This window comes from uncultured Helicobacter sp. (assembly GCF_910577135.1).
GTDB classification, from domain to species: Bacteria; Campylobacterota; Campylobacteria; order Campylobacterales; family Helicobacteraceae; genus Helicobacter_C; species Helicobacter_C mastomyrinus.
In genome coordinates this window covers 26944-34637 of record NZ_CAJTLL010000019.1, presented here as the reverse complement: position 1 = coordinate 34637, position 7694 = coordinate 26944, and the positions used below count along the sequence as shown (strand labels likewise).

At 39.2% G+C, this 7694-nt stretch carries 7 protein-coding genes and 1 pseudogene; all 8 read right to left on the bottom strand.

Annotation, left to right across the window (positions count from 1 at the left end):
• Window positions 1-1169: pseudogene (locus QZ289_RS09090) on the bottom strand (methyl-accepting chemotaxis protein); the annotation flags it as partial.
• A 132-nt stretch (window positions 1170-1301) separates the two neighbouring features.
• Complete coding sequence (locus QZ289_RS09085; RefSeq protein ID WP_295701811.1) at window positions 1302-1757, bottom strand: hotdog domain-containing protein; 456 nt, start codon at window positions 1755-1757, stop codon at window positions 1302-1304.
• 14 nt (window positions 1758-1771) lie between these two features.
• A complete protein-coding gene (cmoB, locus tag QZ289_RS09080; RefSeq protein ID WP_295701809.1) occupies window positions 1772-2713 on the bottom strand; it encodes a tRNA 5-methoxyuridine(34)/uridine 5-oxyacetic acid(34) synthase CmoB in 942 nt (313 codons plus the stop codon).
• On the bottom strand, window positions 2685-3740 hold the full coding sequence (locus tag QZ289_RS09075; RefSeq protein WP_295701807.1) for a hypothetical protein: 1056 nt from the start codon (window positions 3738-3740) through the stop codon (window positions 2685-2687). The genes cmoB and QZ289_RS09075 overlap by 29 nt, the downstream gene beginning before the upstream one ends.
• 23 nt (window positions 3741-3763) lie before the next feature.
• A complete protein-coding gene (gene metG, locus QZ289_RS09070; protein ID WP_295701805.1) occupies window positions 3764-5713 on the bottom strand; it encodes a methionine--tRNA ligase in 1950 nt (649 codons plus the stop codon).
• 17 nt (window positions 5714-5730) lie between these two features.
• Entirely contained in the window at window positions 5731-5940 is a 210-nt protein-coding gene (locus QZ289_RS09065; protein WP_295701803.1) for a hypothetical protein, read from the bottom strand.
• Complete coding sequence (locus tag QZ289_RS09060) at window positions 5933-6769, bottom strand: class 1 fructose-bisphosphatase (protein ID WP_295701813.1); 837 nt, start codon at window positions 6767-6769, stop codon at window positions 5933-5935. The genes QZ289_RS09065 and QZ289_RS09060 overlap by 8 nt, the downstream gene beginning before the upstream one ends.
• A 46-nt stretch (window positions 6770-6815) precedes the next feature.
• Window positions 6816-7484: a hypothetical protein gene (locus QZ289_RS09055; protein ID WP_295701801.1), complete on the bottom strand. Its 669-nt coding sequence runs from the start codon at window positions 7482-7484 to the stop codon at window positions 6816-6818.
• Window positions 7485-7694: the final 210 nt, after the last annotated feature.

The window sequence follows — 7694 nt, the reverse complement described above, 5'->3', positions numbered from 1 at the left end:
TCATCTTTTGCAATAATGCGTAAAGGTTCTGGCGCTGTTTGTCTCTCGTGATTTAAGAATTTGAAGAATTCAAAGAGGGTGTGGGAAATATGATGTATTCTTCGAACAATAGTTAGCCGGATATATACAAATATAATAAGCGAGATAACAATAATTGCAGCTATGCCAACAATAAGCACGACAATTTGTAAGGTATCAACGGGCTTTTCTATTGAGGAGAATGCTGCCAAAGAGACTACTGACCACCATTGATCTGTGCCGGGCCATAGTTCAAAACTTGCAATAGCTGCTTTTGATTGAGTGCCACTGATTGTAGTATAGGTATAAATACCATCTTGTGATTGTTTGACTGCATTAATAAGCGCATTGCTGCTTGGGTGTGGATTTAAATCATATAGATTTTTAAGACGTGTGGCAGCCTGATGCTCTGTATCGCTATTAAAGATTATCTCGCCAGAATGGTTAAGTACAAATCGTTGCGAGTGATCAAATACATCAAGTTCTTTTTGTGCTAAATCCTCTTCAAGGGCTTTAAGATTAAGGAAGTTTCCTATTATCCCCAATACTCTTTTCTTGTAAATGATGGGAACAATCACGGGCTTTATGTATAATTTTTGTCCATTAATGGTAACTTCTCTGGCTAAAAGAGTAGTTGTTTTGCCGTTTTGGAGTGATACTTGAATCTCAGGAATTTGAGAAAGGATATCTGCATTCATAGGAAGAGTCTCCACCTCGGCTCTTTCTGGATCAGTGTGAATACCTATAATAGCAAATTCTCCACCTGGTAATGTATGTTGACTCTTAAGGTAGTTTTGCGTGTAGTTTTTATTCATCATAACAAACCCACCCACAGAAAAACGACCTAAATCAATCATATTTGTCATAAGGTTTGTAAGTGTTTCTTCATCGGGCATATTACCTTCATTTAGCATTGATGAAGCTACACCCCCTACGCCAATTGCAGTAGAATAGAGCTCCCTAATCCCACCTTGCATTAAGTTTTTATAGCGATTAGCAGTATTTATGAGGAGTTTATCACTCTCATTTGCTAATACGCTAGAAGAGACCTGTGATACCACTATAATGATTGCAGTCACACAAAGCAAAACTACTGCAGAAATTACTGAAACAAGTTTGATGCCAATACTAAACCGATTAAAAAAGCCCATACATTCCTCCCAGAGTCAAGTGTTTAATTTATGCTACACTTTTTAGAGCCCGCATTTTACTACAAAAAAAAAAAAAGAAACTTAATAGGGATATTATTTTAGGTAAGTTGGCAGTGTGTGTTATTTTGTGTATCACATATCATCTTTAAAATGTAATTTAAAGATTTTTTTGTCAAAAACAGCAATATGAAAGAGTGAATCAAAAATTTTGATATCAAGTAAATATCCCTCGACTTTTACTTCACATTTTTTTGTATCACTTTGAATCGCCTCTGCTTTAAAAATCACTTCGTGTCCTAGCTCAATAGGTGCGAGAAACTTCACATCAGCAGCGATAAGCACACTATATTTTTTATTAATGGCTGCCATCGCCGCAAAGCTTGCGGCATTAAATATAAAACCTGCATGAATCATTTTGCTCTCATCCATAATCATACGTTCAGTAGGGGCAAATCGCGTTACAACCTTGTTGCGATAGATTTCAGTGAGTTCCCCCACAATATTTGGAGACATATCCGTGCATACGACCAATTCATTATTTTCAAGTGGGATATTTACATTTATTTCATTAAAGCCATCATCTACCATAGCATATCCTTGAATTAATATTTTTTAAGTTTAAAATAACCTCGTATAGGGGCTTGGTAGCCCTCTATGGTAAGCGTTTGCGTATCATTTAAAAACATCTCAAGACTTTGAGAATCTATCCATTCACTTTGTCGTTGCTCCTGTGTGGTTGTAGGCTTAAATCCAAGCACTTCAAAAGAGCTAAATTTCGCCCTCTCACACCACCCCCGCAATGTAGCGACACTAGGGATAAAATAGACATTTGACATTTTAGCATAGCTTTTAGCAGGGCTAAGACAAATCTCTTCCTCACTCTCATAAATAAGTGTGTCTAAAATCACCTCGCCGCCACTTGCGAGGGATTGATACAAGCATTTAAGCGTCTCAAGAGGGCTAAGGCGATGATACAGCACCCCAAGGCAGAAGATCATGTCAAAGTAATGTTTGTTAGATTCACAAAATAGGGGTAAGTCCTCCACACCAAGTAGCTCAAAGTTTAAAGGGGCTTGTATGAAGTGATTAATAAAAGCAAATTGAGCGTTAAAGATCCCGCTAGGGTCAAAGCCCATAATGCTTTGGGGTTTATCTTGCTGATGAAGGAGCATTTCAAACATATAATAGCCATTATTGCAACCCACATCTGCTATTTTTTTTCCTCTTAAATCACAATGTGGCGCGAGAATCTGCCATTTGATGAAGCTTTGCCATTCGCTATCGATATGCAAATCAAATAAAAAAAAGGGTCCTTTGCGCCAAGGCTTAAGCTTTTTAGCAAGTGTGCAAAATGTTTGCTGATGGGCTTTATACATATATTCATCATTAGCTACAATATGAATGCCTTTATCACTATAAAAGCTTGTGGGGATATAGGGCAAGGTAGCGATTTGTGCTAAAAGCGGGGCGATATTTTTAGCAGATGTGATATGCTCTGCCTTTGCAAGGGCGTATTCATAAAAGCTGTTGTTGGGGCTCTTCATTCCACACACCAGAGAATAAATCAGGCTCGATAAATGGTTTATAATTATTATTAAGTGCATCTACTAAGGTATCATCATTAATACCCAAAACAAGTGCAAAGTTAAAATTCTCCCTATGAATATGCTCGCATAACTGCTCTTGTGTAGCATAAGAACGTGTTTGTGCGATTTGATTAAAAAGCTCTAAATACACTTGTGGCACAAGGAAGAGAATCTTCCCCCAAGCAGCATTATTGGCAATATAAGCCATATAACGTTTGAAATGTTCAATATCTTCTTCGGCAATGGCTACCTTTGAGGCTTGTCCGTATTCGATAATCTTACCAAAAGCATTGAGAAAATTGGGCTTAAAGAATGGGATTTGTCTAAAGTGTTGAAGTGAATAGGAGATGTTTTCTTGCTGGCAGAGATGGAGCACGGCACTTAGTTCATTAAAAAACAGCTTAGGGAGATTAATGCGGCAATGTGTGCCCTCATATAAAATCGTGCTATCAAAAAGTGTGTGGGAAAGCACCAAGAACGGACGTTCTTTGGGTTTAGAAACTTGCAAGATATTAAAACCAAGATCTGTAATCTGCTTATTATGCGTGATAACAAGGCTGATAGTTTCATTATTAAGAGATTCGACAAATAGACTTAAATCACCTTCAAAAAAACATACTTTTTCATCATCAATAATATTTTTCGCGATAGATTCTTCGATAATGGATAGAGAATCAATAAGAGCGACATTTTTTACTAAAAGTTTATATCGAATAAGCCGCATAAGGCAATCTTGGATATTTTCTACCTGAATATATGCTATCTCTTCATCATCTATTTTTATATTTTTTTCGCAGATTACCCCATATGCCCCTGCTTGAATAGCTTGTGTGATATGATAAGAAGTTGCTTCTTCATCAAGTGCGATATACAAATCACCTTTTTCAATTTTCTCCAAATGACAAATAATACGTGAAAACATCGCAATAGATGGCGTATTAAGAAGCACTCCTTTGGTGATTTCTACTACTTCATTAACCCTCACATTACTTCCTTGACAAAAGGGATTTAGCTAATCTTGCTTCCATTAGCTCGTGGGCTATCCACGCTAAGAAGCGATAAACCATTTTCATCTTTACTAGCAAGTATCATTCCCTCACTTATCTCTCCCATCATTTTAGCAGGTTTGAGGTTGATAATTAAACATATTTGCCTACCTATAAGCTCCTCTGGGCGATAATATTGCGCGATACCTGATAGAATCTGTCGTGGCTTACTCTCGCCAATATCGACTAAAAGCTTAAGGAGCTTTTGGCTTTTAGGCATAGGACTACATTCTACAATCCGCCCTACACGCATATCAAGCTTTTGAAAATCATCAATGCCAACTAAGCCCGTTTTGTTTGCTGCTTTTGAATCTTGCTTTAAATCTGCTTTTTGTGATGCATTTTGTGAAGTGATAGCTGATGGCTCGGCTAAAATTGGGGCTTGTATACGGGGGAAAAGCGGGGGAATTTTCTCTAACACAAAAGATTCTAAAAGACGCTTTTGTATAATAAAATCGCTAAAGTTCTTAGCATTAATCTCTAGGCCTAGTGCAGTGGCGATTTTAGTAGCACTCTGTGGCATTATGGGATAAAGCAAAAGGCTGCTTTTAGCTAAAATGTTGGCAATCAGTCCTAGCAATGCCATAGCTTGCTTGTCCTTGCCTGATTTGATAAGATTCCACGGCTCATATTTGCTAATGGCATTATTCCCAAGCCCAAACATCTTCCATAGCTCCTCAATATAGCGATGAGGCTGGATATGATACATTTTTTCTTGCGTATTGTGGGCAAGAGTGTGTATCTGCTCTAACTCCTCGCTAAAATATGCCTCCACATCAGTAGAATCTATTTTCAAATCAAAGTATTTCTCGCTCATACCACAAAGACGATTGAGGAGATTCCCCATATCATTGCTTAATTCTGCATTGATTCGCTCAATCAGTGCCTTTTGACTAAAGTCCCCATCTTGCCCAAAAGGCATTTCGCGCAATAAAAAATATCGCAGAGATTCTACTCCATAGGCATTAGCTACTTCTTTTGGATTGACCACATTGCCTATACTTTTACTCATTTTTGCCCCATCGCGCGTCCACCACCCGTGCGTATAAATATGCTTTGGCAAGGGTAGCTCAAGGCTCATCAAAAAGGCTACCCAATACACCGCGTGGAATCGCAAAATATCCTTTCCCACAAAATGTGTAGTATGCTCCCAATAGGGCATTTTCTCACCATCTGCCATATAGCCTAGTGGGCTAAGATAGCTCAAAAGCGCATCAAGCCATACATACATCACGTGGGGCTTATCATCTTTTCTTTTAGGATTGTGCGGCAGTGGCACACCCCATTCAAAGCTCGTGCGCGTGATGGATAAATCATTCAAACCTGTTTCTACAAAATGAATAATCTCATTTTGATAAAAAGCTGGAGCTATCATATTTGGATGAGCGCGAAAATGCGCTAAGAGCTTATCTTGATACTTGCTTAGGGCAAAAAAGTAGCTCTCCTCCTCCACAATTTGCGTTACCTTACCGCAATCGGGGCAGGATTGATTTTCTCCTAGTTGCGTTTGGGTAAAAAAGCTCTCACACGAGATACAATAATGCCCCTCATAGCTGCCCTTATAAATATCCCCCTTGTCATACATTATCTCAAAGGCTTTTTGCACACTGAGGCAATGCGTATTGTCAGTTGTGCGCACAAAAATATCATAATCTATATGAAATTCATTCCATAATTCGCGGAATCTCGCGCTAATCTTATCCGCATACGCCTTAGGCTCTAAAGCATTTTTTTGGGCGGATTGCTCGATTTTTTGCCCATGTTCGTCTGTGCCTGTGGTGAAAAGCATATCCTTGCCCTGTAATTGATAAAATTTCTTTAGCATATCACATAAAAAAGTCGTATAAGCGTGTCCAATGTGAGGTACATCATTGACATAATAAATAGGTGAGGTAATATAACGCTTTTGCATAATGCTCCTTTTAGAATCTAGTTAAAATCAAAATTACCCTGCTGCCCTTTGGACATACTTTCATATACAGCTTTGACATATTCAGTGCGCTTCTCACAACCTATAAAGCTCTCACATTGTGAGCAAGAAGTAAAATGCTTCTCTTGCTGACATTGTTGCAAAATGGCTGTTTTATCCTGCAAATTCTGCTCGAAAATCGCATCATTTTCTAGTGCTTCATCATTCATATACCCTCCTTACAAGCTCCATCTCCTCATAGCTGCCAAAAAAGCAAGGGGTGCTTTCGTGGATATGCTCTACTTCAAGCTCTAAGATTCTCTGCACACCATTAGTTGCATAACCTCCACATTTTTCATACACAAAGGCAAAGGGAAATACCTCAAAGAGTTTGCGGAGTTTGCCTTGAGGTGCATCGTTTGTCGCAGGGTAGCTGAAAAGCCCTCCGCCTTTAATAAGGATTTGATGTAAATCTGGCACCATGCCACCTGAATAGCGCAAACGATAACCCTGCGCGAATAGAGATTCTATCATCATTTTATGCTTTGCCTCCCAATGCTTTTGTGTACCGCCGGGTGCGTTGATACGTCCTTTTGCTTGAAGCTCTAGTGCGCCTAAATTGCGCCATTGCTCATCAATGTAACGATAATGCAAGGCCCTCTCCTGTGCGACAACCATCTCAAGGCAGGGTCCATACACCACATAGCCACTCGCCATGAGCGATTGGGCTTTTAGCTCACCATTATAAATACCAAAAATACTTCCAATACTTAAATTGCTATCAATGAGTGAAGAGCCATCAAGCGGGTCATAAGCGACAATATAAGGTGCATCTGTGCTTTGAGAGTAGCAAATATCTTCTTGCTCCTCACTGCAAATTGCCTTGACACAGGGTAGTTCAAGCAAACTTGCCTGAAAGATTCTATCTGCTTCTACATCGATTTCAAGCTGCATATCGCCACTTGCATTGGTGCTTTGCAGATAACCGCTTGTATTATGCTTTAAAAGTGCGTCAATACGCAGAGCAGATTCTCTCAAAGTATCGATAATAACGCTAATCATAAGTTGCTCCTTGTGTCTGTGTTGAAATTATAACATTTTAGCTTTAAACTCTAATGATTCTATGAATCTCACTATGAAACCCACTCGCCTCAATCATAGCCATTATACTTGCGTGATGGGCGGGTTTGTGCATTATGATATTCCTATCGCTTACCTTGATGGCATTCCACGGGTGTCCTATGAGAGCGACAATATTAGGACGCCTCAAATACGCCCATTTATTTGCGATATACACATTTTCCCATAATTTTATATCAATAGGACGAGTGTGTGGCAGGTGATAGCCCACAGGATCAAGCGTGAGGAGATATTCTAAGGATACATTTTTAGAATCTAGATTCTGCAAGGCTTTGTAGAAATTACTCGCACCCCACGAATGCGCGATGACAAAAATAGGCAGTTTGCATTGGACTAAAGGCACTAGCCACGAGGTAAAGAGATGTTGAATCTTAAAGCTTGTATAGATTTTGAGGCAGGAAGGCTCATCAAAGGCGATAAACGCCCTATACACGGCACACATAATCGTATCGCAAAATCCCCCTACAAATATCACAATCGCTTTGGGATTCTTGATCTTGCTTGCTTGGACTACTTTGGGGATATTAAACCCATAGGGGATAAATGGCATTTGTGGCTTTGGCAAATTATGCGTGGGATAAAGCAAAGTAGGAGCATATAGCCCTACAAGTGGTGCAAAAAAAGCATAAGACATCTTAATCCTCTCCTTTGAGTGAAATATAAAAGCATAGCGTATTCTTTTGCTACTGCGATAAATCGCCGCAAGGTTAAGCTTTGCGTAAGTTTAAATCCACACTTCGTGCCATTTGCAAAGTGAGTTTTTAAGGTTTAGATTCTATAATGTTATTTAGAAATGTATGAGCGTTGCGTGGTATTGAGATAAGCATAGCAGCCACTCATTGCT